Annotated in this window: 25 protein-coding genes; 15 read left to right on the top strand and 10 right to left on the bottom strand. The window is 44.1% G+C overall.

What is annotated here, in order from left to right; translation table 11 throughout:
- Window positions 1-810: 810 nt before the first annotated feature.
- Window positions 811-2,262: a helix-turn-helix domain-containing protein gene (locus tag IGI82_RS06950; RefSeq protein ID WP_438841952.1), complete on the top strand. Its 1,452-nt coding sequence runs from the start codon at window positions 811-813 to the stop codon at window positions 2,260-2,262.
- Window positions 2,263-2,278: 16 nt separating this feature from the next.
- Here the strand turns inward: IGI82_RS06950 and IGI82_RS06945 are convergent, their stop codons facing one another.
- Window positions 2,279-4,843: an HAD-IC family P-type ATPase gene (locus IGI82_RS06945; protein ID WP_438841951.1), complete on the bottom strand. Its 2,565-nt coding sequence runs from the start codon at window positions 4,841-4,843 to the stop codon at window positions 2,279-2,281.
- Window positions 4,844-5,111: 268 nt separating this feature from the next.
- Here IGI82_RS06945 and IGI82_RS06940 point away from each other — a divergent pair, with 268 nt between their 5' ends.
- Window positions 5,112-5,450 carry a RidA family protein gene (locus tag IGI82_RS06940; protein WP_438841950.1) on the top strand — a complete coding sequence of 113 codons (339 nt, stop codon included), beginning with the start codon at window positions 5,112-5,114 and terminating at the stop codon, window positions 5,448-5,450.
- Window positions 5,451-5,524: 74 nt separating this feature from the next.
- Here the strand turns inward: IGI82_RS06940 and IGI82_RS06935 are convergent, their stop codons facing one another.
- Window positions 5,525-6,676 carry a glycerate kinase family protein gene (locus IGI82_RS06935; protein ID WP_087627299.1) on the bottom strand — a complete coding sequence of 384 codons (1,152 nt, stop codon included), beginning with the start codon at window positions 6,674-6,676 and terminating at the stop codon, window positions 5,525-5,527.
- Window positions 6,677-6,846: 170 nt separating this feature from the next.
- On the opposite strand from IGI82_RS06935, the gene IGI82_RS06930 reads away from it, so the two are divergent.
- The 4 genes from IGI82_RS06930 to IGI82_RS06915 are packed head-to-tail and all read left to right on the top strand — an operon-like array spanning window position 6,847 to window position 9,926.
- Window positions 6,847-8,037 (top strand): helix-turn-helix domain-containing protein, encoded by a 1,191-nt coding sequence (locus IGI82_RS06930; RefSeq protein WP_087627298.1) that lies wholly within the window; start codon window positions 6,847-6,849, stop codon window positions 8,035-8,037.
- The gene (locus IGI82_RS06925; protein ID WP_375818865.1) at window positions 8,030-8,257 is read left to right on the top strand and encodes a PLD nuclease N-terminal domain-containing protein; all 228 of its coding nucleotides are present in this window, start codon (window positions 8,030-8,032) and stop codon (window positions 8,255-8,257) included. Before IGI82_RS06930 ends, IGI82_RS06925 begins: the two co-directional genes overlap by 8 nt.
- Window positions 8,254-9,165 carry an ABC transporter ATP-binding protein gene (locus IGI82_RS06920; RefSeq protein ID WP_375856172.1) on the top strand — a complete coding sequence of 304 codons (912 nt, stop codon included), beginning with the start codon at window positions 8,254-8,256 and terminating at the stop codon, window positions 9,163-9,165. The genes IGI82_RS06925 and IGI82_RS06920 overlap by 4 nt, the downstream gene beginning before the upstream one ends.
- A complete protein-coding gene (locus IGI82_RS06915) occupies window positions 9,162-9,926 on the top strand; it encodes an ABC transporter permease subunit (RefSeq protein ID WP_375856174.1) in 765 nt (254 codons plus the stop codon). Before IGI82_RS06920 ends, IGI82_RS06915 begins: the two co-directional genes overlap by 4 nt.
- A 102-nt stretch (window positions 9,927-10,028) precedes the next feature.
- On the opposite strand, the gene IGI82_RS06910 is transcribed toward IGI82_RS06915, so the two are convergent.
- The 4 genes from IGI82_RS06910 to IGI82_RS06895 form a co-directional block, all read right to left on the bottom strand.
- Window positions 10,029-10,652: a YitT family protein gene (locus IGI82_RS06910; RefSeq protein WP_375856175.1), complete on the bottom strand. Its 624-nt coding sequence runs from the start codon at window positions 10,650-10,652 to the stop codon at window positions 10,029-10,031.
- Window positions 10,653-10,816: 164 nt separating this feature from the next.
- Window positions 10,817-11,377 (bottom strand): NAD(P)H-binding protein, encoded by a 561-nt coding sequence (locus tag IGI82_RS06905; RefSeq protein ID WP_087627294.1) that lies wholly within the window; start codon window positions 11,375-11,377, stop codon window positions 10,817-10,819.
- 63 nt (window positions 11,378-11,440) lie between these two features.
- Window positions 11,441-11,845: a MerR family transcriptional regulator gene (locus IGI82_RS06900; RefSeq protein ID WP_087627293.1), complete on the bottom strand. Its 405-nt coding sequence runs from the start codon at window positions 11,843-11,845 to the stop codon at window positions 11,441-11,443.
- A 75-nt stretch (window positions 11,846-11,920) separates the two neighbouring features.
- Window positions 11,921-12,901 carry an aldo/keto reductase gene (locus IGI82_RS06895; protein ID WP_005235260.1) on the bottom strand — a complete coding sequence of 327 codons (981 nt, stop codon included), beginning with the start codon at window positions 12,899-12,901 and terminating at the stop codon, window positions 11,921-11,923.
- A 170-nt stretch (window positions 12,902-13,071) separates the two neighbouring features.
- Between IGI82_RS06895 and IGI82_RS06890 the strand changes: the two genes are divergently transcribed.
- The gene (locus IGI82_RS06890) at window positions 13,072-13,476 is read left to right on the top strand and encodes an HIT family protein (RefSeq protein WP_170927518.1); all 405 of its coding nucleotides are present in this window, start codon (window positions 13,072-13,074) and stop codon (window positions 13,474-13,476) included.
- A 67-nt stretch (window positions 13,477-13,543) separates the two neighbouring features.
- On the opposite strand, the gene IGI82_RS06885 is transcribed toward IGI82_RS06890, so the two are convergent.
- From IGI82_RS06885 to IGI82_RS06875, 3 genes are read right to left on the bottom strand one after another with little or no spacing between them, the layout of a single operon-like run.
- A complete protein-coding gene (locus tag IGI82_RS06885; protein WP_005235258.1) occupies window positions 13,544-14,392 on the bottom strand; it encodes a PRD domain-containing protein in 849 nt (282 codons plus the stop codon).
- Window positions 14,393-14,412: 20 nt separating this feature from the next.
- The gene (locus IGI82_RS06880) at window positions 14,413-15,876 is read right to left on the bottom strand and encodes a glycoside hydrolase family 1 protein (RefSeq protein ID WP_438841949.1); all 1,464 of its coding nucleotides are present in this window, start codon (window positions 15,874-15,876) and stop codon (window positions 14,413-14,415) included.
- A 46-nt stretch (window positions 15,877-15,922) separates the two neighbouring features.
- Window positions 15,923-17,755, bottom strand: coding sequence for a beta-glucoside-specific PTS transporter subunit IIABC (locus tag IGI82_RS06875; RefSeq protein WP_438841948.1), 1,833 nt, complete (start codon window positions 17,753-17,755; stop codon window positions 15,923-15,925).
- Window positions 17,756-18,091: 336 nt separating this feature from the next.
- On the opposite strand from IGI82_RS06875, the gene IGI82_RS06870 reads away from it, so the two are divergent.
- The 8 genes from IGI82_RS06870 to IGI82_RS06835 all read left to right on the top strand — a co-directional run bounded on the left by IGI82_RS06870 (window position 18,092) and on the right by IGI82_RS06835 (window position 25,409).
- Window positions 18,092-19,015, top strand: a complete 924-nt coding sequence (locus IGI82_RS06870) for a dihydrodipicolinate synthase family protein (protein ID WP_438841947.1) — start codon at window positions 18,092-18,094, stop codon at window positions 19,013-19,015.
- Complete coding sequence (locus IGI82_RS06865) at window positions 19,005-19,664, top strand: HD domain-containing protein (RefSeq protein ID WP_375852417.1); 660 nt, start codon at window positions 19,005-19,007, stop codon at window positions 19,662-19,664. Before IGI82_RS06870 ends, IGI82_RS06865 begins: the two co-directional genes overlap by 11 nt.
- Window positions 19,665-19,978: 314 nt before the next feature.
- A complete protein-coding gene (locus tag IGI82_RS06860) occupies window positions 19,979-21,043 on the top strand; it encodes an ABC transporter permease (protein WP_005235249.1) in 1,065 nt (354 codons plus the stop codon).
- An 11-nt stretch (window positions 21,044-21,054) separates the two neighbouring features.
- Window positions 21,055-21,771 (top strand): ABC transporter ATP-binding protein, encoded by a 717-nt coding sequence (locus IGI82_RS06855; RefSeq protein WP_005225713.1) that lies wholly within the window; start codon window positions 21,055-21,057, stop codon window positions 21,769-21,771.
- Entirely contained in the window at window positions 21,768-23,255 is a 1,488-nt protein-coding gene (locus IGI82_RS06850) for a phytoene desaturase family protein (RefSeq protein WP_438841946.1), read from the top strand. The genes IGI82_RS06855 and IGI82_RS06850 overlap by 4 nt, the downstream gene beginning before the upstream one ends.
- The gene (locus tag IGI82_RS06845) at window positions 23,245-24,168 is read left to right on the top strand and encodes a phytoene/squalene synthase family protein (RefSeq protein WP_413153425.1); all 924 of its coding nucleotides are present in this window, start codon (window positions 23,245-23,247) and stop codon (window positions 24,166-24,168) included. The genes IGI82_RS06850 and IGI82_RS06845 overlap by 11 nt, the downstream gene beginning before the upstream one ends.
- Before the next feature lie 2 nt (window positions 24,169-24,170).
- Window positions 24,171-24,731, top strand: coding sequence for a TetR/AcrR family transcriptional regulator (locus IGI82_RS06840; RefSeq protein ID WP_010747950.1), 561 nt, complete (start codon window positions 24,171-24,173; stop codon window positions 24,729-24,731).
- A 99-nt stretch (window positions 24,732-24,830) separates the two neighbouring features.
- Window positions 24,831-25,409, top strand: coding sequence for a TMEM175 family protein (locus IGI82_RS06835; protein ID WP_010747949.1), 579 nt, complete (start codon window positions 24,831-24,833; stop codon window positions 25,407-25,409).
- Window positions 25,410-25,515: 106 nt separating this feature from the next.
- On the opposite strand, the gene IGI82_RS06830 is transcribed toward IGI82_RS06835, so the two are convergent.
- Window positions 25,516-26,520 (bottom strand): sugar kinase, encoded by a 1,005-nt coding sequence (locus IGI82_RS06830; RefSeq protein WP_438841945.1) that lies wholly within the window; start codon window positions 26,518-26,520, stop codon window positions 25,516-25,518.
- Window positions 26,521-26,528 lie beyond the last annotated feature (8 nt).

Below are 26,528 nucleotides of genomic sequence, written 5' to 3'. Positions count from 1 at the left end.
AGCGAATTTTCTTTTTTTGTCTCCTTTTGACAATACAAGAAAACAACCTGCAATGGGTTGCCTTAAACAAAATAAAAAGACATTCTTTAGGATAAAAATCTCCTTCAATTCTTTCAGCGTACTTAATTATAGCTGCTACTCCATTTAAATAATATTTGTTTTTTTATAACCCTTACGTGAAGATCAAAGAGTGAAAACTTTGCTATAATTTTGCCAAAAAATCGACATTTATCCAAAATTTTCATAACATCATGAAAAAACAGAATTGTTATTTGAAATATTCTTCTATATGATTGAACCGAATGTAAGAAAGGGTGATTAAATGCACATAGACAAATTATATTTTTCCACCTTTATTTATAAAATGAGCTGCTTAGAATTTACTTACTCTCTCATTCAATCCAATGAGAAAAAAGTCGAATTATCCGAGGAAGAACAAGCAGAAATTGAATGGATCATCAATTCTGCGCTCCATCGAAAACTCTACGCCTCTTGCAAAAAGAGTCTTTTTTCCTCAAAAATAAAATTGTCGAAAGAAAGTTATTCTATGTATTTGCGTATGAAGAAATACGAACACATGATAGACCTCTAACCGTTAAAACACATAAAACAAACGCATTCCTTTAGACAGTTACTCAGAAGGTTGCCGATCCCATCTTTTTTAATAAAAAAAACATCATCCAGTGAATTGGAAATAGCAAAACTTGCCTTTTTCGTATAAAATCAAAAAGAACACGAAAGAGTTGTCTTTCATCAAAACAGTCAATGTGACTCTTTTGACCTTCAAGACTCGGAAAGGAAGTTTTTGTCATGGATGGGATGATGAAAAAAATCATTACGGAGAAGGATTTATTACGTCAGATCCTTCTCTTGGAACAACTGGCGAATCACAAAATGATCACTGCCAAGCAACTAGCAAAATTGATCGATACGACGGAGCGAACCGTTTTTTCCGATCTAACCTATATTCGCCAACAATTGCCTGATGGTTGGCAGATCGAAGCTGCCAGTAGTGGCTTTGCTCTGACCCATGATGGGCCATTGTTGATGAGTCAGCTCTGGGAAACGTTTTTCCCTCAATCGATCGGTGTTTCTTTGATGAAAGCATTGCTTTTTTCCAGCGAACTCCGTACGCAAGATATTCTTAACCAAACAGGGACATCCTATGAGACCTTGCGACGACATGTGACAAAATTAAACAAAAGTCTCACTGATTTTTCGTTGCGGATTCGGATCACCAATCGCATGATCCGCTTTGAAGGAAGTGAGATCAACATCCGTGTTTTTTTTCATCGCCTGTTACTGCCATACACCCATAACAATTACTTTTTTGAGGAATATACGATTCATGAGTCCCACTATTATCATTTCTTGGATCGCTTAGCAAAAGCCAAGCTGCAGATCGAAGTGGAACAAATCTACGGTACCTGCTGGTTTTTTATCAATACGATTCGCATCAAAGCCAATTGCCGTATCGATTCCTTTGAATTTCAGGGGGACGATCCCCTTTATAGCCTTTTCCAACAGCCATTAAGCCAGCTGTATCAAAAAGAAGGCGTTTATTTAGAACGCAGCGAACACTTCTTTAGCTTCTACTGCTTCTTAGAAAGTTGGAACTACAATAACGACTGGTCCGCAACGATCCAAGCAACCCTTGAATCCTACCAAACCATTTATCAGAAAACGACCCATTTTGTTGGAAAACTAGACAGCTTGTTGCAGTTGTCTTTAGCTAGTGATACACAACTGATTGAGAATCTACTGTTGCTTTTGATCAAATCGCAAGAGTCAGCCAAGCTCTCAGAATTGTTCGGGCTCGAATTTCACGAGATCCAACGGTTAAATCAACCCTATTCGCTACCGATCGAAGCGACGATCCATGACTTTTTAGAAGAGCAAACAGCCAGTCAATCGGAAATGAGTTTTCCATTATGGTCAACCACCACATTACTGATCCAACAAGCGATTTTACAGATCAATCCCATTCGCGCAAAAGGGTATTTTGTTTTCCAAGGTGAGCCTGCCTGGAAAGCTTATCTCCTGCAAGAATTGAATGACTTCCTCGGTGCCCGCATCCTTTTATCGGCGATCGAGCCTGGTCAACTAGAAGCGTTGGCGGAAATCGAGGTTGATTTTATTCTCTCAAATTTCCCTTTAGAGGAAGTATCTGTTCCAGTTTTTTACTTATCGATGGTACCAACGAAAAATGAGCTCAATCAAGTGACTGAGCTCATCCAAACCTATTATTTAAGCTATCGCTAGAATCATCAAGCTGCCGCTACTGCTTCACTGGAGCGGCTTTTTGCCGTCCTTGCAGCTTATTCGTAATAAATTTCTCACCCTCAACGACTGCGAAAAGGAGTGCGCCGTTAGCAGCGATACTCAACTGCTGCATCAAGGTCAAAGAACCGATCCCTAAAAGCTGGTGTCCTAGAGGGGTTAGGAAAATCGCTGCCTGTAATACGATCAGCAGTGAAAGAGAAACTAATAGCGCTCGGTTGGCAAGCAGTTGGCGATTCAAGGCTGGCTTGACCAGCTCCCGACAGTTCAACAAGTAGACCGCTTGGGCAAAGACGATACTTTGCAGCAGCATGCTTTGCTGAAGGACCGTTCCCTCAAATTGAACCGCTAAGACGTAAGAAGGAATCATGATCAACAGCGAGACGTAGAAGATGCGGAACAAGCTGTACCAAGACAAGATGCCTTCTTTGATTGGCCGTGGTGGTCGATTCATGACATCCGCACTTGCCTTTTCAAAACCGAGTGCGTAAGAAAGCGTGATCGTTGTCACCATATTTACCCATAAAATTTGGACAGGTGTCAGTGGCAGTGGTCGGTTCAACAAGAGTGCCGCAATAACGATCAATCCTTGAGCAACCGCAGTTGGTAAGAAGAAGTTGATGGTTTTCTTCAAATTATCGTAGATTCGACGACCCACTCGGACGGCATTGGCGATCGTATGAAAATTATCGTCTGCCAAAACCATATCGGCTGCTTGCTTGGTTACTTCACTGCCTTTGATCCCCATAGCGATCCCAATATCGGCTTTTTTCAGCGCTGGTGCATCGTTTACGCCATCACCGGTCATTCCGACGATCTCTTCATTCGCCTGCAAAGCACTAACGATCCGTAATTTATGCTCAGGGGTCGTTCGAGCAAAGATGTCTGTCTTTTGGACTGCTTGCTGCAATTCTTCCTCCGACAACAGATCGATTTCTAGCCCTTCCAACACGTGATTCGTGTGCTTCAAGCCAATTTGCTTGCCGATGGCTTGAGCGGTCTTGCCATGGTCTCCTGTGATCATTTTGACTTGGATGCCCGCTTGCAAGCACTCTTTTACTGCTTTGATGGCACTGTCTTTCGGAGGATCAATGATACCAGCGATCCCGACAAAGGTTAAATTGGTTAGCCCTTCGTGGGACAAGGACTCCTGTGCCGACAGCGTCAGATGCGCAAAGCCGATCAGCCGCTGCCCTTTCGCTGCTAATTTTGCACTTTCATCTAACCACCATTGCTTTTGATCTGAAGTCAGTTGGCTTTTCTCAAGCAACACTTCGGGTGCACCTTTGACAAAAACTACCGAGGCATTCGGCTCTTCTTGATTTTGATGGCGTGTTGCCATGTACTTGTAAGAGGAACTAAAAGGAATCTTATCGACTGTTTTACGCAATGGTTGCTGCGCTGATTCTGCGTATTGTAACAAGGCTTTTTCGGTTGGGTTCCCAACGAGATCCGCAGCCTTTTGTCCTTCGTCTTGCTTCAAGTCTTGACAATTTGCCATGATATCAAGCACCGTTGCTTTATCCACGTTTGACTCAACTAAAACATCGACGACCGTCATTTCATTTTTGGTCAAGGTTCCTGTTTTGTCTGAACAAATCACCGTCATGGCACCTAGTGTCTCCACTGATGGCATCGTTTTGATGATTGCTTGCTCCTCAGACATTTCCTTGACACCCATCGATAAAATCATGGTCAGCACGGCTGGCAAGCCCTCAGGAATCATCGCTACCACTAAGGCGATACCTGATGAGAACAAGAGATCAAGATCAAAGCCGTAGCGGAAGGTAGTAAAGAAGATCAAGAAAACCACTAATCCGATAATGCCTTTAAAGATTTGGTGATTCAATTGCTTCATTTTTTTGATCAACGGGGTTTCTTGCGCTTTCACAGACTGAATTGCTTGATTGATCTGGCCGATTTGTGTATCGTCTCCTGTTTCAACGACGATCCCGCTGGCAGTTCCGCTTTCTACATGGGTACCAGAAAACGCCATGTTTCGCTGGTCGCCAATCGTACTTTCTTGAGTAATAGGCTCGGTCATTTTTTGAACAGGCTCAGATTCGCCAGTTAAAATCGACTCTTCAATCACAAGATCATGGGTTTCGATCAAGCGCATATCTGCTGGTACAACATCTCCTGGTCCTAAAACGACTAAATCTCCATTTACTAAGGAAGAAACAGCAATTTTCTTCTTGCGGCCGTGAACATAAATCGTTGCTTCTTGCCCCATGAACTGCTTCAATCCATCCAGTGATTCTTGGGCTTTGCGCTCTTGCCAGTAGCCGACGAATCCATTGATGACGACGACTGCCATAATAATGCCGCTTTCGATATAATCACCAGAAATCCCTTTTAAGACGGCTGCGACGATCAAGACCAACATCAGTAAGTCGGTAAAGTGCTTGCCGAATTTCTTCCATGTGGGGATCTGCGCTGCCTCCGTAATTTTATTTTCACCTTGCTTTGCTAAACGCTGGTTGCGTTCTTCGGAGGAAAGGCCCTGCCGTGTTGTTTGCAACGTGTGTAATAGTTCTTCTATTGTGTTTTTGTACCAATTCATATTTTTTTCCTCCTTGTTTATTTATTTGATCTGAACATAGTATAAGACATTGAAACCATAAAATTCTGGCGATAATTTCAGCGGGGCCTGAAAAAAATGAGTGCTTTTATTAAAGGGGAAGAGCGGCTTGGTCGCGTGGCTTCACACAACCAACTGAAAACGTCCGTTGATTGTTTTTGCAGGTGGAATCAAGTAAACTAGGACACACCCAATCAATTTCTATCTGTTCCATCATCCAAAGGCAAGATAGACGAAAGGAGCCAAAGAAATGGCAATCTATACCGATACAAAAATCGCTCAAGGACCTTTTCTTTTCATTTCTGGTCAAACGCCGTCGCAAGACGGAGCCACACCTGAGGACCCGCAAGAGCAAACAACCATCGTTTTGAAAAAGATCGAACAGCTACTATCAGCCAATCAGTTGACTTGGTCATCAGAGGTCAAAATGACCGTCTTTTTAACAGATGCAGCCTACTTAGCTGCTGTCCGTACGGCGTTTACAACTATTTTGGCAGAAAACAAACCAGCCATGAGTCTCGTCATCGTTGCCGGCTTGGTTGCCCCTGAATTTAAAGTAGAGATTGAAGCACAAGCTACCTTGGCTTAAGCACAGAGAGAAACACCAAAAAAACTTCGTACAAAAGGCAGTAGCCAATACGAAGTTTTTTTGGTGTTATCTTCTTATTCAGTCCTATTTGAAGCGTCTGATTCAGTCTTTTTTTGCCACTGTTCCACAAAACCAGCGATGGCTTGAGCAGTCTGTTGAGCATTCACTAAGGTTCGCTTTTTCTCCATCGCTTCTGTCAACGAAATCGGACCTTGCTGGATACAAAAGACGGCAGATAGTAGTTGCGGCAGTTTTCCTAGATCGTCGCTTCGGGAGCCGCAGATGGCAACAACCGGGACCTGATGTTTGTGGGCGAGCAACGTGACGCCATAGGGTACTTTTCCCCCAGCGGTTTGCCCATCGATGCGTCCTTCACCCGTGATCAACAAATCTGCTTCTTTGATTTTTTCCTCAAATCCAACCAATGAAGCGATCGTCGCAAATCCAGGAACCAATTGACCACCTGCCAAACGAACAGCACCACCAAGCCCACCTGCCGCACCAGCACCAGGGACTTCCAGATCGATCCCCGCGGTCCGCTTGATGTGCTCAGCCAAGCGCTTTGCCTGCTGATCCAACTGCTGGATCGTTTCTTGGGATGCCCCTTTTTGCGGACCAAAAACCTGCGCAAATCCCTGATTGCCAAAATAGGGATTCGTTACATCGGCTAATGCAAACAGGTCAATTTGTGCAAGCAGAGGGTTCAACTGGCTGAGCGCCAGAGATTCTGCTTGCAGCAAAGGATTGTTTTCCATCCGCTCGTTTCTTTGAATGGTTGCTCCAAGCGCAAGTAAAAAGCCTACACCCCCATCAGAAGTGCCGCTACCGCCAAGGGTCAGGTAAATTTTTTTCACACCTTGCCTGCAAGCTGCTAAGACCATTTGGCCTAAACCAAAAGAAGAGCTATTGCGGGTGGTCTCGTCACTAGGTTCCACGAGTTGCAACCCAATCACTTCTGCAGATTCAATCAGGGCAATTTTTTCTTCCTTGATTTTTGTGATCAACATACGGGCTTGCAACTTACCGCCTAATGGAGCGGTCACTGAAACCGTTTCGTAATTGCCTCCCAGCGCAGCAATGACTGCTGCCATTGACCCTTCTCCCCCATCAGCGATTGGGATACTGCGTGTTTCCCACTGGTCTGAAAACCCGCTTAAGACAGCTTGATTTAGTTCTGCGGAAGTGGCACTTCCTTTGAAGGAATCGATCGCTGCTACAACTTTCATTTTTCTACCTCTCATTTACGATCATCTCTTTCCCAAAAGTTGGAATACTTCGCCTTATAATCAACTTGTAGTTAATTAAATCAACCAAAAATTAACTAGCAATCCATTGTAAGTCATCTCTTATCCTCTTATGATAGAAGTATACCAAACAAACCTATCGGAGGTGCACTATGGACTTACCAATTGGCGAGGAAATCGCTCGGAGAAGAAAACAACGAGGTATTACCCAGCAAGAATTAGCAGTGTTTATGAATGTGTCCAAAGCATCCGTTTCGAAATGGGAAACGGGACAGTCTTATCCAGATATCACCTCGCTGCCCTTATTAGCAGCGTATTTTGATTGCAGCGTCGATGAATTATTGATTTTGGACTCGCAGCTATCTCCTAAAGAGATCCAGCGAATCTATCAATTACTAAAAGACGCCTTTCAAACAAAAACACCAAGCGAAGTCCTCGCGCTGGCACAAAGTTTTACCAAACGGTATTACTCTTGTTACCCGTTCTTGTTACAGATGGGCTCCTTTTACTTAAATCATTGGGATCTTTTGCCAGATGTCCCTGTAGCAGATAGCACAGAAGGGCACCCCTCTGAAGAAGCCTTGATGGAAGCGAAGAAAACTACCTATTTGAAAGAAGCAGAAATCCTTTATCAACGGATCATTGCGCATGGTGACAATGCGTTGGCACAACAAGCGCAACAAATCGAAGCCTATTGTCTGTTGATGAGAAACAAGCCCGATGAGGTCTTGGCGATCCTTGGCACGAAAACTCTCTCTTTCTTACCTAGCGAACCGTTGATTGCCGCCGCATTTCAGCAAAAAAATCAGTTGCAGCAAGCTGAGATTGTGACGCAAAGTGCGATTTATCAATACTTGATCCTTTTTATGAGCTTACTGACAAATTATTTGGCAATGCTCACACAAGACGAGGAGCAACTGGAAAAAACCTTTGCACGTGGGCTGGCACTCAGCGAGAGCTTCCAACTGGCCCAGCTGCATCCCCTCTCTTTACTGAATTTTCTAGCCGCTGGGATGGTTTCGTTTGCGGCTTTAGGAAAAGAAAGCTTATTGCTGCAAGCATTAACACTGTATGTCAAAACATTAGCAGACACGCCTGAGGAAATCGTTTTGAAAGGAGACGATTATTTCAACAGCATCGATGAGTGGATCAGCGAATTAGAATTAGGCAGTCAGATCCCGCGGAACTCAGACAATGTCAAAAAGCAATTTCTCGAAATCGCGCAGTTCACACCATTATTTGAACCTTATCTGAAGCAACCACTATTTGAAGAATTATTTCAGCAGCTGCAAAAACTGTCCGAACAAGAAAATGAGCCACAAAGGAGGGCTTCACATGAATAGTGTTTCACTAAATATACCAGAAAATATGTCTGATTATTTGCCCGTACTGATCCCCTTGATTGTTTTGCAATTGGTCCTGATCATCTTGGCGGTTCGCGATATTTTAAAACAAGAACAGTTTAAATTCGGCTCCCGCCTTCTTTGGCTTATCATCGCCTGTTTTGTTAGCCTAATCGGTCCTATCCTTTATTTTGCTTTCGGAAAAGAGGACCAACAATGAAGATGATCGAGATCAACCATTTATCCAAGCGTTTTGGGCGCAAACAAGTGCTGCAAGACCTAACCTTTTCGGTTCCAAAGGGCAGCGTCGTGGGGTTTGTCGGGGAAAACGGCGCTGGCAAAACAACGACCATGAAGGCGATTTTAGGATTGATCCCCATTGATGAAGGCGAAATCACCGTTTGCGGCGAAGTGGTGCAATTCGGCTCAGCCAAGACCAATCGCTGGATCGGCTATTTACCAGATGTACCGCAGTTTTACTCGTTTATGACAGCTGTAGAATATTTGACTTTTTGCGGAAAGATCCAGCCCAATCAAGAACCTTTTCAGCCTCAGCGGGTGATGGAAGTTTTAGCGTTGGTAGGCCTGGAAGCTTCGAAACAAAAAATCGCTGGCTTTTCTCGAGGCATGAAGCAGCGTCTTGGATTAGCTCAAGCATTGATCAACCGACCAGCTATCTTGATTTGTGATGAGCCGACCTCTGCACTCGATCCTTTAGGTCGCAAGGCCTTTCTTGATGTATTGGCTAAAATCAAAGAAGAAACGACAGTTCTTTTTTCATCCCATATTCTCGCAGATGTCGAGCAGCTGTCAGATTACATTGCGATTTTGCACAAAGGCCAGATCCAGGCGTTTGAACCGATGGATTCCTTAAAAAAACGTTATCGAAAAACCGCCTTTGGGATTGTCTTTACCAACGAAGGTGACCATTCGAAATTTGCCAATCTGTTAGCATCCCACGGCATTGCGGCAGAAAGAAAGAACAATCAATTACTGATCGACGAAACTGCCGACACGAATGTTGGAAAGCAGTTGCTGCGATTGCTCAATGAACAACAGATAGTACCTGAATCCTTTCAACGGATCGAACCGACTTTAGAGGCGATTTATTTGGAGGTGATCAAATGAAGGTGTTTCTTGTTTTCTTAAAAAAAGAATTTCTCGGTGGTCTTCGCAGCAAAAAACTGCTGATTTGTTTGATTCTGTTTGCGCTGATTGGTATGCTCTCTCCCTTTACCGCGAAAATCATGCCCGATTTGATGGCCAGTATGATGCCAGAATCGATTGAGGTCACGATTGCTGATCCGACTGCGATCGATGCATGGCTGCAGTTTTACAGCAATATTGGAACGATTGGTCTGCTGGTATTTGTGGTTCTTTTTACCGATACGCTCTCTGCCGAAATAGCCCAAGGGACCTTTATTCAGCTGATTACGAAAGGATTACCGAAAACCACGATCGTCTGTGCCAAAGCTGGCTATTTAACGATTCTGTGGTCTTTGAGTTACCTCCTAAGTGCCAGTGTCAGTGCTTTTTATACGATGATTTATTTCGATGATTCCAGCGCTGCTCAAGTCCCTAGCGCATTGTTCAGCTATTGGCTGTTTGGTTTACTAGCAATCAGCATCCTGCTGCTAGGCTCCAGCTTTGCCAAAAGCATCTATCAAGGTTTGTTGTTTATTGGCGTCTGTTATCTGATGGGCATGTTAGGCAACCTATGGAGTCAAGTAACAAACTGGAATCCTTATTCCCTTTCCAGCCAATTTCCTAACTACTTAACCGACCAAATCAAACTAGGGGAACTGCTGCCAGCGCTGCTGCTGAGTTGCTTATTGATCATCAGCTGCCTAGCGGGGGCTATTGCTGTTTTGAGAAAAAGAAACTATTAAAAAACCATCGGTGCAAATGTTGTACTGACCTCCTGTAGGTAGACGTTTCGTCTAACTCTTGGGGGTCACTACCTGTTGCACCGATGGTTTGCTTCTGCTAGTTTATTCTAGTTCTGCTGTTTCTTGAACGTTCACTGCTTTTTTTGACTGTGTTTTTTGCTCGATCCGCATAAAGAAGCGCATGAAAAAGGCAATCAAATAGATAGAGAAAGCGGAAATGAGGGCTTCTTGCCAAGAAAAAATCAGGAGATTCAACAAGATGATGATCAGATTGGTTAAGAAGACACCACTAGACTTTCGAATGCCATAGTATTTTTCCAAAATCAGCGGCGGAATCGTGACCCCACCATTGGAAGCACCGATTTTGTAAAGTGAAAAAATACCAAAGCTAAAGAAGAAACTACCTAAAATCAAGGAAACGGAATAAAAACGCAAGAGCATGATCTCTGGTAAAAGCGCCAGAAGAACGGGAAATGCCAGACTGCCGATAACCGTATTGACAAAGACCTCTCGCTTTAAAAGCAAAAATGCCAACGCCAGCATCAATAAATTAATCCCCCAGACAACGATATGACGATTGATCGACCAGCCGGTTTCGATCAGATAGCCGATCGACCCGACACCAGCAGAAGCAATACTGTGAGGCAAAAGGAAAAAGTTTAATGCGATGCAGATCCACAGCACCCCAAGCAATAAAGCAAGATTTTTTTTGATAAGTGATTCCATCAACGTTCTCCTTTCAATCTGGCAACTAATTTTATGGATAAAAGCTTCTGTCTATTCTATCAAAAAAAGCTCAAAAGAAAGAACCATTTTTTTCATGAAAACATGAAAAAAATGATTCTGAACTTCAAGAAAGCATGTTGGTTTTCATCACAAATGCACAGGCTTTAGGCTGTATAGCAGTGATACATCGCAAGCATTTCTTCTGCGACTGCTTCTTGCCATCCCCCTGGCTGTAACATGCATTCTTCCATTGATGGCAAATGAACAAAGCGAACAGCCAACTCTGAGCCTACAATCAATTGGTAGGACATTAAGCGATTTTTTTGCTGCAAGAGCAGCTGATGCTTTTCAGGGGCAAGAAAAGGCGCTGTTAAGTCTGCCAATTGCTTCAATGCCTCCGATGTACAAAGTCTTTTTTCGGGTGCGACACTGATCAATTGGTTGACCTCTGCTAATTTCATTGCCTCGATCACCCGCAGCGTTGCCCGAGGATCATGGATATCCGTCAAAAAAACCGACTGGCAGCCTTGCAATGCCCGAACGAGTCGTCCTAAATCAAGAAAGTCACCATCAATGATCGTCTCACGCGCAGCATCGATCTCATGCAAACGCTCCGTTGCACGGCGGGCATAGAGTACGAGTGGTCGATTGGTTCTTTCCAAAAGTTTTTGCCGTGATCGCTGACCGATCGTGCCAGCAGCATCTAAAATCGCAAGTCGTTTCATAAGCTCCCTTTCATTTTTGAAAAATTCAAGCCTCGTTTTTTGAGTAGAAAAAATGGCTTGTCATTAAGTCTTGTTGACGAGATTGGCTTTGCGTTGACGCAATCGTTCTTCGGTCGGCAGAACATGCTCGTCGTAATGTTCCAGTTTGTATTCTAAACGTTCAACAGCTTCCGTCATATCTGAGATTTTCTCCCTGAGTACCGCAATTTGTTCTGCTAAGAGCTGCTTGCGCTCAGGAACCGTCCCTCGCCCTTCTTCAAATAAAGCCAGGTAATGACTCAACCCATCAATCGATAGTCCGGCATTACGCATTTGCCTAGTAAAGGTGATCCATTTTAAGTCGTCATCATCAAATTCACGAACACCGTTTTTATTGCGTTTGACCGGCGGAATCAGCCCAATTTTTTCATAGTAACGGATGGTATCAGCTGATACACCGCTCAGTTCACTGACTTTCTTGATATTCATGGCTTCACTTCCTTGTTTTGCATTTTTTCCTAGATCGTTTTGTATGCTACGAGCCAGAAGCCCTTTTGTTACTCGTTATTCCGCTCCTACCACTGCATGAGGCAAGTAAGGCTCTTCCAAATAAGCAATCTCTTCGGCAGTCAGCTTTAGATCAAGGGCAGGTAAAGCATCCAATAAGTGGCTTTCTTTTGTTGCGCCAATAATTGGTGCGACCACTTGTTCTTTTTGCAATAACCAAGCCAAGGCGATTTGCGACCGTTTGCTTTGGTGATTGTCAGCGATCTTTGCGACTCGTGCCACGATCTCCCGGTCTTGTTCCATCGTTTTGTCGTACTTTTGATTGGCGGTTTTATCCGTTAAGTACCGTTTGGTCTCTGCACCCCAATCTCTGGTTAAACGTCCAGCAGCCAAAGGACTATATGGCGTCACGGCAATTTTTTGATCGGCACACAAGGGCATCATTTCTCGCTCTTCTTCTCGATAAAGCAAGTTCAAGTGATTTTGCATCGAAACAAATTTGGTCCAGCCATTTTTCTCTGCAACTGCTTGTGCTTTGGCAAATTGCCAAGCGTACATCGCGGATGCACCAATATAGCGCACTTTTCCAGAAACCACCAAATCATGTAAAGCCTTCATGGTTTCTTCAATTGGCGTGTGGTAATCCCAACGATGGATGATATACAAATCAATGTAATCCATTTGTAGGCGTTTTAAGCTTTGTTCGACTTGATAAAAGATCGCTTTTCGAGACAGCCCTCCACTGTTTGGCCGTTGCTTCATTTTTGAATACAGTTTTGTGGCAACCACGATCTCATCTCGCGGCGCAAAATCATTCAATGCTCGACCGACGATTTCTTCGCTCGCTCCATAAGAATAGACATTTGCCGTATCAAAAAAGTTGATACCTAGATCCAAGGCTTTTTTGATGACTTCCCGACTGTCGGCTTCTTCTAACACCCACTCATGAAAGCCACTATTGGGATCGCCAAATCCCATTGTCCCTAAACATAAAGGTGACACATCAAGTCCCGTATTGCCAAATTTTACATAGTTCATTTGCTCGTCCTCCTGTTTTTCAAGTTACACTAAGCATACAGGTTGAAGTGCACTCTAAGTCAAGCGAATCTATAAACTTTTTTTTATTTTACTGTCAATTGACTCAAAAGGACATGCTTTTTTTCGTGCGTTTCATTTCAAATCAGCTTTTGGTACACTAAAGATAAGTATTGATACGCTATCTAGCCGAGAAAAAGGAGCGAAAGATTTTGACTTGTATTTTTTGTACTGCCTCAAAACATGCGATCATTGAAAACGAACGCTTTTATGCGATCTTTGATAAGTTTCCCGTCACCCCTGGACACTTGCTATTGATCCCCAAAGAACATCGAAGGGATTATTTTGTCCTCACCCAAGAGGAATTACAAGACTTGCAGGCTTTATTGCAGGAAGGCAAAGCCTATTTATTGGAAACTTATCGACCAGACGGCTTCAACATCGGCTTCAATTGCGGGGAGGCTGCCGGACAGACGGTCTTTCATTGTCATTGTCATTTGATCCCACGCTACCAAGGCGACGTGGAGGAACCAAAAGGCGGCGTTCGAGGCGTGATTCCTGACAAGCAAGCCTACTAAATACAAACAAGCCGTTTCTTCCAGCAAAGGGAAACGGCTTGTTTGTGTTTGTTAAAAATGAGGACGCTTAGGAATTGATCGCTGAATGGTTCATCAACCGATTGATATGAACGCCTAGATAGACGATTTCATTGACAGGGATCTTCGTTTGATATTCTTTATCGATATAGGCTTTGACTTTTGTCGCGATCTCCATAGCATTTGGATAAAGAGCCCACATTTGACGGTATAGTCCTTCGTCTTCTTCTTGCAGCAGACCATCCAAAAAGAACCGGTCAACGAAGAAACGCACGTGGGTGATAAAGCGATTATAATGGATCGAATTGGTGTTGACGTCTTGCTGGATCGAGTAGCGTACCATATTGACGATCAACCCGATCAATTTGGCTTTTTTCAACCCATCTTGATTTTCCTCGGTGTTCGACTGGGCATTGATCAAATGAAACGCGATATTTGAGGCTTCTTCTTCCGGCAGATCAATTTGATACTTCTCTTTCAACAAGCGTAGTGCCTGTTCGGCGGCTCGAAATTCCTCCGTATAGTAATTCTTGATTTCCCAATAGAGTCGATTCGTCACACTCAAGCCTTTTTGCTGACGTTCCACAGCAAAGTGCAAGTGATCCGATAAGGTAAGGTAAATCGTTGAATTTAGCGGATACGGCAGCATTTTTTGCGCCAGCTGAACGATTTCTTTGGTCATTTCAAAATAGTACAACGGAATCTCATCCACCAAATCGGCAAACTGACCCGATTTTTTTTCATCGATTGGCAGAAAAACTTGATCGATCTGGGTATCGGCTATGCTGTCGCCGACTTTCTTTCCATAGCCGATCCCCTTCCCAAGTGCAATCATTTCCTGGCCTTCCTTATCAACAAGTACGACACTTGAATTTAAGACTTTCTTGATGTAAATCATGCACTCTCGCTCCTCACTGTTTATTCTGCCAAACTTGCGCCATTGGTAGCGATCACTTCTTTGTACCAATCGAAGGAATCTTTTTTCAAACGGTCATAACTGCCGTTTCCTTCATCATCGGCATCCACATAAATGAAGCCGTAGCGTTTCGTCACTTGTGACGTCCCCGCACTGACCAGATCGATCGGTGCCCATGAAGTATAACCAATCAAATCGACTCCTTCATCGATGGCTTCCTTCATTTGTTTGAAGTGTGCCTTGAAATAATCGACCCGATACGGATCATGCACTTGACCGTCTTCAAGGACATCCACGGCACCCATACCATTTTCAACGATCATCAATGGCACTTGATACCGATCATACAATGAAAGCAAGGAGATTTTCAAGCCTTTAGGATCGATCTGCCAGCCCCATTCAGTTGACGGCAGCTTGGGATTTTTTACCCCTAAAACCGTATTGCCCGGTGTCCGTTCCGCATGTGGGTCGCCTGATTCAGCCATAGACATATAATAACTGAAAGAAAGAAAATCAACGGTGTGATCTTTTAAGATTTGGCGGTCTTCTGGTGCCATTTCAATCTTGATGCCCCGTTTTTCGAGATCTTTTTCAATCATTCGCGGATAAGCACCTTTGACTTGAACGTCCGCATAAAAATCATTTTCCAAGTTTTTCTTTAAAGTTAATTCAACATCCAATGGGTCACAAGTCAATGGATACGTCATCAACTTCGTGATCATACAGCCGACTTTGTTGTCGGGATTTATTTCATGGGCGATTTTTGTCACTAATGAGCTGGCCACAAATTGGTGATGGAGGGCTTGATATACGTCTTGCTCTTCCTTACCAGCTTCTGATTGCTCAGGAATGAGACCTGCTGTTGTAAAGGGATGACGATGGATACTGTCGATTTCGTTAAAGGTCAGCCAATATTCCACATACTCCCCAAATTCTTCGAAACAGACGGTTGCAAAGCGGACAAAGTCATCGATTACTTTACGTTCCACCCAGCCATTGTACTTCAAGCTAAGGGCTAGCGGCATTTCATAGTGAGACAACGTTACGATCGGTTTGATCCCCAAGCGCTGCATTTCTTGAAAGACATTGCGGTAAAAAGCGATCCCTTCTTGATTGGGTGTCGTTTCTTCCCCGGTTGGGAACAAACGGGTCCACGCAATCGACAATCGCAACACTTTAAAACCCATCTCCGCAAACAAAGCCAAATCTTCTGAATAGCGGTGATAGAAATCGATTCCTCGCCGTTTTGGATAGATGGTATCTGTTAGATCTGCCATCGCTTCTTTGACGGCTTCTACGGTCACGCTCATGTGCGCCGCATAATCTTTGTTATCGACATGAGGTTTGTAGGTCGCCACATCCGCCACCGACAAGCCTTTGCCGCCAAGATTCCATCCTCCTTCTACTTGATTTGCGGCGATAGCGCCACCCCATAAGAAGTCATTTGGAAAAGTTGTTTCAGTCATTTTTTCAATCCCCTTTTACATTGTTTTTGTTGCATTGCTCATTGGTTTAGACGAGTGGTGCGATCGATAAGACACCTTGGTCGCTTTGCTCATCGGTTGATTCGATCGTTTTGACCGTAAAGCTTTCTTGATTGGTGACCACACAGATCACGATTGGATCAAAACCAGCTGCTTTGATGGCATCTAGATCGAATTGGATCAGCGGTTGCCCTTGTTTCACTTGATCCCCCGCTTTTACGTAAGGGGTAAAGTGTTTGCCTTCTAGTTGAACGGTATCCAAGCCGATATGAAAGAGCAATTCTGCGCCATTGCGGGTTTTTAACCCGATCGCATGGTTGGTTTCAAACAACATCGTGATCTCGCCATCTTCAGGTGCGATCAATTCGCCAGACGTCGGAATGATCCCGAACCCTTCTCCGATCATGCCGCTTGAAAAGACTTCATCGTTGACTTCAGATAAAGCTACCACTTGCCCATCTACTGGTTTGCTCAATACTTCGGCTTTGGGATCGGCAACCGTCGTCTTATTTTCTACCACTTTGTCTTTGAATAAGAAAAGGACAAGGACAAAAGAAACAGCAAAGGATACCCCTAACGTGACCAATGCCCACACAAGATTCATCGGGTTGGCTTCATCCACGAACATAGTGATACTTGCTAGACCAGGGCCAACTAATGCGAAGGCCTTGATGGCAAACAAACCAGCCACCGCACCACCAACTAGGCTGGAAGCCATTACGCCGTAAAGGACTCGTTTATGCAGGATCGTCACCCCATACAAAGCAGGCTCGGTGATGCCAAAAAGGGCGGAGATGCCTGCAGAAACAGCGGTTGAACGAAGTTTTTGGTCTTTGGTCCGAACACTCACCGCAAAACAAGCACCAGCTTCTGCAATGTTATGTGCCAATGAGGCAGGCAAGTATAACAGCTCTGCCCCCATCTCACTCATGGACGAAACAGCATAAGGAATCATAGCTTTGTGCATACCGGTAACCACCATCAATGGTAAAACAGCGGCTAAGATCCCTGTTGCCACCCAACCTAAATGGGCATACAGCCAAATGATCGCTGCTGAAAAAATCGTTCCGACTTCAAAGCCTAATGGGCCTAAAATCAATAAAGCAACTGGAACCGTAATAATTAAGCTCATCATCGGAACAAAGAAGATACGGATCGGTTTTGGTGAGATTCGGGTAAACAGCTTTTCAATTTGAGCGTAAAATAAAACCGTTAAAATGGCTGGAAATACTTGTGACGCATAAGCGATATTTTGTAAACCGAAGCCCATGAACGCTGCGCCATCTGTCAATAGTGTTGTTAGTTCAGGCAAAATCAAGGCACCGACAGCGGAAACCGCCACCAATTGGTTGACCTTTAATTTATTTGCCGTGGTGATCGCCACTAAAATCGGTAAGAAATACAATGGTGCGCCACCGATCAGATTCAAAATTTGATACGTTTGGCTGGTATTGTCCATCAATCCAGTGACAGAAGCAAGTAGCAGTAAGGATTTCAAGACGCCCCCACCAGCGACCGCTGGAATCAACGGTTGAAAAATCGAGATAATAAAATCAAGCAGGACAGCACCCCACGATTGTTTTTGTTTGCCTTCACTTCCTCCATCCGCTGTTAGCTCATGACCTAACACGTTCATCACCTCATCATACACTTCGACGACATCATTGCCGATGATGACTTGGCATTGGACATTTTGTCGCACCCCAATCACGCCATCGACTTTTTCCAAGGCATCTTTTTGTACGAGGCTATTGTCTTTTAAGGTAAAGCGCAAGCGTGTGGAGCAATGTTCCAAATGCGCGATATTTTCTTTTCCGCCAATCAACTCAACGATGGCAGTTGCCGTTTCTTTTACATTCATAATTTTCTTCTCCTTTAATTAGTTTTCCTTTGTTGGCCAAACAAAGAAAAAAGCAGGCAGCACCTACAAAAACATTGAACGGAATCCAACGATCCCTTCCATGTTTTTTATAGGTCCTGCCTGCATTACCAGTCACATGCCTGTTTTATTACTTGCATAATACCATGCTTTATTTGAAAACGCAACCACCGTTTTAAAAATATTTTGCTAAGCCTTTTGCTGAAACGAGAAGTTTGCTACACTTAGTGGATAATCAGTTGTTTCGTCTTCCTTGGCTTGCACCAGAAGCAAGAAGAACATCGCTGGCTAAACGTATCACAAGAAAGGATGAATCGGATGACTTCATTGAATCACTCACTGCATGTTGCCGTCCCCACAGCATTTGATCATGCAGAAAGACTTGACACGAAAAGGACGATCGCTCATATCTTGCAACTGCAAAAGCAAGGGATCAAATCGGTTTTGGTGTGCGGCTCCACCGGTGAACAGCACTCATTGACCTTAACAGAAAAAAAACAGCTTCTACATGCCTTAGCGCAAGAAACCAGCTGGGCAGCCGATTTCGAAGTCCTCTTCGGTTTAGCTGGCATCGTATTTCATGAAACGCTCGCGTTGGCAGAAGCAGTCAGCAAAAATCCCCGAATCGATGGTGTGGTTTTAGGCTTTCCCCCTTATCTTTGCCTGACGCAAAAGGAAGCCGTGCTCTATGCTCAGGGATTGATCCATACTTGCGAAAAACCAGTTATTTTATACAACAATCCCCGCCGCACGGGCTTTGATTTATCTGCAGAAAGTATCTTGACCTTGATCGCTGACCCTCGGGTGATCGGCTTAAAAGAAGCTGGCAGGAAGGAGCGAGTGCCTCAACTAAAAACAAAGACGGCTGCCGATTTTCGTTTTTATGCTGGTGGTGAAGCGGACTTGGCGGAAAAGGTCGCACTAGGGTTTAACGGGCTGTCATCAATGGCAGGAAACCTTTGTCCCAAGGAGATCCAGGTGATTTGGCAGGGCTTATTGAAAGGTGATGCAACGATTTCTACGTCGAATGAATGGCAGAATATGGAACAAGCAGCTGCTGGCGATCCAACCAATACCATCAGTTACCTTCCGTGGCTCAAGCAGCAAATCACCATTGATGGACAGCCCTTTGGCTTTTGTCGTCAGCCGCTAGGTCTAGAAACAATTGATCGGTTTGGCACTGGCTCAATTCCCCCTCATCTAGCACATGAAAGGCAGGAGAACCAGACAAATGAAGATTGATGCACCGATTGATCCACAACTAAAGCACTATATTGAAAGCTCCATCATCCCGCAATACAACCAATTGGATAGCAGTCACTCCCCAGCGCACGTCCACCAAGTGATCCAAAATAGTTTTGAAATTGCTGAAACATTGCCCGTTGACCTGAATATCGTCTATACGATAGCTGCCTACCATGATATCGGCTTGCTCTATGGCCGCAAAAACCACGAAAGCAATTCCCGCAAGATCGTTGAACAAGATGCTGTGTTGCCACGCTTTTTCTCTCCTCCAGTCATTTCAATGATCGGCGAAGCTGTAGAAGATCATCGCGCCTCGCTGCCCTATGAGCCTCGCTCGCTTTATGGCAAAATTATTTCCGAAGCCGATCGCGACTTAAATTTTGAGCGAATCCTCAAGCGTACCTTGCTTTTTGCTTATGAGAAAAAGCAGCTGACAGATTTAGAACAATTGCATCATGAAGCGTATCAGTACATTTCAAAGAAATACGGTCCTCAAAGTGAGCTGAAGGTTTGGTTGGATTATCGCAAAAACCAAGACGGTTTGGCGATCATCTATCAAAAATTAGCACAACCTGAAAGCTTCCGTCACTCCTTTGAAAAAATCGTGCCGTTAGTTATCGCTACAAGCAAAGAAACTGACGATTGACACTTTGATCCAGCACCAGACTTCAAATAGGAACCCTCTGATTCAGCGCCGCAGTTGTGTCTGCACTGAATCAGAGGGCTTTTACTGTTATTCTAAACGTTCTTTCTCCACTAAAATCCCCCGCCCCTTCGCTGCTCCTACGCGCCTATTCAAATCAAAGGGCAGCAAGTGGTTTTCTTCAACCAACAGACGCCCCTTCTAAATAACCTTCCTTTTTTCACCGAATTTACTCTTTGTAAGCAAGATAGTTTGCTGAAAATAAAAAAAATGGTATTTTTATTTTATCAAGTGATAAAATATTAGGAGGAATCGTTATGTTTTTGGCAATCAATGAAATACGCCATTCCAAATTGCGTTACGCCCTAGTCACAGGGGTCATGTTTTTAATCGCCTATTTGGTCTTTTTTTTAACTGGGTTAGCTTATGGGTTGGCTCAAGATAATCGGATGGCGGTCGACAAATGGGAGGCAGATCAAATTTTGTTGACCGAAGAAGCAAATGATAATTTAAACATGTCGATGCTTCCTCGCAGTCTTTATGATGAAGTCGATGCACCAGAAAAAGCAGTTTTGGCGCAAACCGCTGGAGTTGTGACCAAAGAAGACAACGGTGAAAAAGTCGATGTCACCTTTTTCGGCATTGATCCAGATCAATTTTTAGCACCCAATATTACCGATGGCGAGATGTTTGCTTCAGATGATGAAGCGGTCGCCGACAGCAGTATTGAGGAAGAATACGGGATTTCCATTGGTGACACCATCAAATTAGCAGGCAGTGACAAAAAATTGAAAATCGTCGGTTTTACAGATAACGCCCGCTTCAGTGTCGCTCCGGTCCTCTACACCTCGATCGGTGCTTATCAAGAAATTCGTTTTGAAAAAGAAGATGATTCTGAAAATGCCCGTATCAACGCGATCGTGACTCGCGGCAAAATCAAAGAAGTGCCAGATGATCTGGTCGCTACGGATATCAGCAAATTTATTAATGAATTGCCTGGTTACAACGCACAAGTGCTGACCTTTGGCTTTATGATCGGGTTCTTGATCGTGATCGCTGCCATCGTTATCGGTATTTTTATCTATGTGCTAACGATGCAAAAATCAGAAATTTTTGGTGTCATGAAAGCTCAAGGGATCTCTAGCCGCTACATTGCTTTTTCGGTGATCGCCCAAACGTTCTTATTGGCAACCTCGGGTGTTTTGATCGGTGGTTTGGCAACGATCGGTACCGCCCTCGTGTTACCTGCGGCAGTGCCATTCCAAATCAATCTATTATTCTTTGCTAGTATCAGTGTCATGATGATTCTGATCGCGATGCTAGGTGCTTTCTTCTCGGTGCGAACGATTGTAAAAATCGACCCATTGAAAGCAATCGGATAGGAGGAAAAAACATGAGTGCCATTGAATTCAAACAAGTCAAAAAATCATTTAAAGATGGGGACGCGACAATTGAAGCCTTGAAAGAAACCAACTTTTCGGTAGAAAAAGGCGAATTTGTCGCCATCATCGGTCCTTCTGGCTCTGGGAAAAGTACCTTTCTAACGATCGCCGGTGGTCTGCAAGCCCCCTCTGAAGGCGAAGTGTTTATCAATGACGAACCCTTCAGTAAACAAAAAGAAAAGCAACGGGCAAAAACTCGTTTCAAAAAGATCGGCTTTATTTTACAAGCTTCCAACCTTGTCCCTTTTTTGACGGTCAAAAAGCAACTCCAATTAGTGGATAAGGTCAGCAAAGAAACCCAAGAGCAATCAGCAACTGAATTGTTTGAACAACTTGGGATCGAAAAGCTGCAGAACAAATACCCCGATGAACTTTCTGGTGGTGAAAGACAGCGTGTGGCTATTGCCCGAGCGCTCTATCATGATCCCACCATCATATTGGCAGATGAACCAACGGCGAGTCTTGATTCAAAAAAAGCCGTCGAAGTCGTCAAAATCTTAGCAAAAGAAACCAAAGAAAAACAAAAAGCCACCATTATGGTGACCCATGATACCCGTTTAACAGATTATTGTGATCGGGTTCTCGTCATGAAAGATGGCGTTTTAGAAGAAAAAGAACACACGAAAAAAGAAGCCGAATCAGATGATTCGCAGAAGGAGCAAGCATGAAAAAAATTATTGTTGTCGGTGCGGGCGTGTCAGGATTAGCTGCTGCTGTCCGTTTGCAAAAACTTGGCTATGACGTCACCCTCTACGAAAAAGAAGGTCAACCTGGGGGCAAAATGAATCAGATCAAGGAAAACGGCTTTACCTTTGATGTGGGCCCCACCATCGTGATGATGCCTGAAATTTATCGTGAAGTGTTTGAATATGCTGGCGTTGATCCGAATGACTATATTCCTATGGAGAAAGTCGATCCGATGCTGCAGCTGTATTTTGCCCAAGACGAACCGCTGACCTTCTCAAATGACTTAGTAGAATTGACCAAAACGCTAGAAGCGATCTCAGAAGAAGATGCTCAAGGCTATTTTGCCTTTTTAGCAGATATTTACAAACGCTATGTGATCGCCAAAGAGTCCTTCATCACCAAGTCGTTTCGGACATGGCGAGATTTTTACAATCCCAAATCATTATGGGCAGGGTTAAAGCTGCGAACGTTTAGTGACGCCTACTCTTCCATTTCTAAATTTGTCAAAGATGATCGCCTGCGTAAATCATTGGCGTTTCAAACCTTGTATATCGGTGTCTCCCCTTACCAAGGGCCGTCCCTTTATACGATCATCCCTATGATCGAGTTGATGTATGGGGTCTATTTCATCAAAGGCGGCATGTATACGTTAGCCACTGGTATGGCACGTTTGTTCCAAGAATTAGGCGGTACGATCCATTACAATACGCCGATCGATGAATTATTGATCGAAAACAAGCAAACCAAAGGCGTTCGTGTCAATGGAGAAACGATCACCGCAGATGCCGTGATTTGTGCGGCTGATTTTCCTTATGCCATGGAAAGCTTGATTCCTGATGAATCAAAACGTGGCAAATACACCAATCAAAAAATCGCTTCGATGGATTACTCTTGTTCTTGTTTCTTGCTTTATTTAGGTCTGGACAAAAAATATGAGGATAGCGCACTCCACAGCATTTATTTTGCCAATGATTTCAAACGCAATGTAGACGATCTTTTCGAGGCTGGCAAGCTGCCAGAAGATCCTTCCTTCTACTTGTATCGCCCAACCCTGAAAGATGCTTCCTTAGCACCTGATGGTCAAGAAGGTCTTTATGTTTTAGTCCCAGTACCTGAATTATCTAAATTTGATCAATGGACGGATGAAACGATCCAAAGCTACCGCCAGCAGATCATTGGATTATTAAAAGAAAAAACGATCTTTACGGATATCGATGAACACATCGTGTATGAAAAAATGTATACGCCAGATACGTTCAATGATCGGTTCAATGCCTACAACGGTGCGACATTTGGCTTGAAACCGACCTTAGCCCAAAGTAATTACTATCGTCCCCATAATAAATTTGATTATGCAGAAGGCCTATACTTCTGCGGCAGCAGTACGCATCCAGGAGCGGGTGTGCCAATCGTGATGCAAAGTGCCAAGTTAGCTGTGGAGGAGTTGTTAAAAGATGACCGTTAAATCATTAAGCGTCTTTGATGAATACGACAACGATTTTTTATACTGTGAGGCCATCATAAAAAAGCATTCGAAAAATTTTCATACCGCCTTTTCTCAATTGCCAAAAGACAAAGCCCGCGCCGTCTATGCCGTCTACGCCTTTTGCCGACGTGCCGATGATGCCGTCGATGAAAAGCAAGAACCATTGTTGATCGAAGCCATGAAAAAACGCTTGGAAGAAATGCAAAAACAAGTATCAGACGATGCGATCGACTTGCCGCAAGCCGTCAAGGAAGAAGATCCTGATGAAGCCATTTGGCGGGCATTGACCCTTTCTTTCCAACAGTTTGATCTGCAATTTCAACCCTTTTTCGACCTATTGGTGGGGCAAAAACAAGACCTTGACTTCCAGCAGCCCACCTCTGAAAAAGAGCTTTCTGACTATAGTTACTACGTAGCTGGCAGTGTAGGTCTGATGCTCTTGCCGATTCTCTCGCAAGCAGCCGCTGCGATTCAAGAGCCCGCAATCAAATTGGGTGAAGCGATGCAGCGCACCAATATTTTACGTGATATTGGCGAGGATCTGCGGATGGGCCGCATCTATTTGCCGCAAACGGTCTTGGCGCAATACAACCTTTCGCGAGAGGCTTTAGCAGCTGGCAATCAAAACCCGCAGTTTATCGAGATGTGGGAACACGAGGCGCAACTGGCAGAGACGCTTTATCAAGAATCTTTTGTCATGATGCCGCAAATCGATGAAGATTGCCGTGAAGCTCTATTATCAGCTGCTTTGATCTATCGGGAAATCTTGACTGTGATTCGCAAAAACAACTATCAAGTATTTGCTGAAAAAACAGCGGTACCGAAACAACGGAAAATCCAACTTTTGTTTACCGCGAAAAAAATGCTTCGTCAGGAACGTTGGGAGGGCTGACTTTGAACTTGCGAGAAAAAATATTACGAGTCGCAGAGAACCTGTTTATGCAGCAGGGGTATCAAGCAACTTCTACTAGACAGATCGCAGAAGCCGTCGGCATCACCCAACCCAATCTTTATTATCACTTCAAAGGCAAAGAAGCCATCTATTATGAAGTGATGGTCTCTTTGGCACAAGAGGTTTCTGGAAAGCTAAATCAGACCGTTGAAGATACTTCCTTGACGATCTCTGAAAAAATCTTGAACATGTTTCTTTTTTTAAGAAGTCGGCATCGGATCAATTTTTATATGATGATGCACGACATTCAGCATACCGTATCTGAGGACACTTCTAAAAAACTGTACTTGCTTTGGCGGAAAAATTACAAAGAACCGTTTCTTGACTTGTTTCGTCGCAGTGATTCCAATCTCCGTTCGGATGTCGACCCAGAATTTGTCACCAGTCAATTGTTAGTACTGATGGCGGCTCATTTGGACTCACCAGAAAAAGAAGACAAGATGCCAGAAGCGATCGATTTGTTTTTATTCGGAGCACTAGGCAATGGGCCAATTGCGAAATAGCTGGAACGTTGGCTTTTGTCCCGAGAATAATCATTCGACGAATTTCTGACAATCGCGTACACTGATCCAGTAAACAGAAACTTAAAAGGATGGATGTACATGTCAAAAAATCGAATCGAAGCCTTTACGGATGCGGTCATTGCGATCGTAATGACCTTATTAGTATTGGAATTGCACCAGCCCGAAGGCGATACCTTTGCTTCTTTTTTAGGAGTGGAACAGCAATTTATTATTTATTTGATCAGCTTTGTGATGTTAGCGATCTACTGGAACAATCACCATCATCTATTTCAAGTAGTGTCTAAAATCGACGGTTGGACCTTGTGGGCGAATCATTTGTTGATTCTGGCACTGACCCTCTTTCCTTTTGTAACGTCATGGGTCAGTCGTTATCCAGTCGCTCTTGCTCCACAGCTGCTATACGGAGCTGTCATTTTATTGACGGATTTCAGCTATTTCCTAGTTGGAAAATCCTTGGTTCGTGCCAATCCTGACAATCAAGCCATCGTGGAACTGTTTCGCGGATACAAGAAACTCTACTTTACGTTGTTTATCAACGTGCTGGCATTGCTCCTCGGCTGGCTGATCCATCCCCTATTTATCATCACACTGGATAGTCTCGTGCTATTGTTGTGGGTGATCCCTGAGAAAAAAGTAGAAACCTTTTTAAAACAATAAAAACACTTGCGTCCTTCTCCTAAAAGCGGTGAATGATTGCGCACAAGCAGCCGATTGGTCTACTTTTGCACAGTCATCCATCAAGAGAAGGACGCAAGTGTTTTTTCTAGCGAATCAAGTCTTTCCCAGGTGCCCGTAAGACTTGTTCAACTTGTTCTTTGGTCGTTAAGGGGACATCTCCCAGCATCGTATGAGCCAAAACTGCATTCGTGATAGCAAAATCAGCGGTGCGTTGGAGCGACCATTTTTCGGCATAGCCTAATAATACGCCAGCAGCATAGGCATCCCCTGCCCCGATCCGATCCAACACTTGCAGCAGCTGCGGTGCCGTTTCATAGGTATCTTGTGCCGTAATGATCCTTCCACTGATAAACTGCTTGTCTTCCACGGCTAGACGCCGTGTCCCGCAGAACCATTCTAGTTGATACTGGTCAATAAAGGATTGGATCAACGCAAGCTCGGCGCCTTCGGTTTCCTCTAAGGGATAAGCCAATAGCTCCTCCAAGTCACGGACAGAGCCGAAAACTAGGTCACAATAGGGTAGGATCGTTTCATACCGTCGTTTCAGTACCTCCCGATTTAATTCTTCATTCAAGCTTGGACGGAAGTTGAAATCAAAGCAGACGCGAATCTGCTTGGCATGGGCCTGTTTCGCCAAAGCCAAAGCTGTTTGCCAGGTTTTCTCAGTCAAACTAAGAGAGATCCCGCAAATATGAATGAGATCGACCGTTTCTAAAAATCCATCGATAGCATATTCTTCTGGACCTGAAACGCCAAAGGAACTATGATGGCGATTTTGATACGTCACATAGGTCGGACGAGCGCCGTAGCCGATCTCGGCGAAATAACTGCCGATATGACTATATTTTTTGCCAACAAATGCCGTTTGAATCCCATAGGAACGCAAGCTGGCTTTTGCCGTATCTCCTAATCGGTTGGCTGGCACCTGCGTCAGCATCGACGTCGTCAAGCCGAAATGCGCCAAATTGCCTAACAGATTGACCCCTGTTCCTGTAAAATCCATCCGCAAAGAGTGGGTTTGTTCCAATGTTCGATATTCTGGTGGCGTCAACCGCATCATTACCTCACCGTAAGCACCGATCCGCATCATTGATCCCC

It is taken from the genome of Enterococcus sp. AZ067, from assembly GCF_051715005.1.
Taxonomy (GTDB): Bacteria; Bacillota; Bacilli; order Lactobacillales; family Enterococcaceae; genus Enterococcus_D; species Enterococcus_D casseliflavus.
Note: the sequence above shows the minus strand (reverse complement) of the source record. Positions and strands in the feature narration are given on the sequence as shown.